Source organism: Shewanella sp. 125m-7 (assembly GCF_052977045.1).
The window spans coordinates 1-948 of the sequence record NZ_JBRILQ010000102.1; the positions used below are offsets into that span (position 1 = coordinate 1).

Genomic DNA, 948 nt, shown 5'->3' on the forward strand with positions numbered 1-948 from the left:
CGTTAGTGCTTCACACAAGTTTTGAGTCAATATAAGGTTTTAAGGATGAAATTATTATTTAGTTTTCTTTCTATTATTTATTTAACTACTTCAGTGGCTACTGCGAAAGAAAGTACACCTGAATTAAGTGGAAAGTTTAGTGCTGGGGATTTGAGTCTACATATTGAATGCTATGGGAGCCCAACGGCAATATCCATAGTAGTGAATTCTGGTTATAACGGATATGGATCTCAGGGTAAATGGAACCAGGTTATTAATGATGTCAAAAGTAAACACAGAATTTGCGTTTATGACAGAGCAGGCATGGGAAAAAGTGATCGCATAACAGAACCGTATAATTACAAAAATTCAGCAGTTAGGCTAAAAAAATTACTCACTAACGCAGGTGTCAAACCACCATATATCATGGTAGGTCACTCAAAAGGCTCTTACCCCGTTAGATTCTACAATGGTCTATTTCCAGACGAAGTAAAGGGAATATTATTAGTTGACCCTTCACAATACGGACAAGATTATAATATGGTCGCCAAATGGAAACCTGACTTAGAAGACTACTCTGAATCAATTAATGAACAAAGACTGTTGGAATTGGAGGTATTTAATAACCCTAAAAATACTACTTACAATCCGTTTATGATTGACCTTAAAGAAAATGAACTTGAATTAAAAAAAACAAGTAAATTTGGTAGTGTACCTTTTGTTCTACTGTGGGCTAAAGATGGTCACAGTATAGGTAGTAAACCATCAAAAGATTGGCATCCAGATGTGTGGTTTAGGATGGCTGCTATGTATAAATTAGCAATTGAAAATATGCATACTGGTATGTCCACGGATACAACTATTGTTTACTCAAAAACGAGTGAGCATGATATATTTTTTGTAGAGCCACAAGCAGTGGTTAAACAGATTGAGTTATTATCTAGCAAAGTATTACAGAAGCACTAACAA

Annotated in this window: 1 protein-coding gene; it reads left to right on the forward strand. The window is 35.0% G+C overall.

Features of this window, described 5'->3' with window-relative positions; all coding sequences use genetic code 11:
• Positions 1-45: 45 nt before the first annotated feature.
• On the forward strand, positions 46-945 hold the full coding sequence (locus ACVBIL_RS20595) for an alpha/beta fold hydrolase (RefSeq protein ID WP_447168794.1): 900 nt from the start codon (positions 46-48) through the stop codon (positions 943-945).
• Positions 946-948 lie beyond the last annotated feature (3 nt).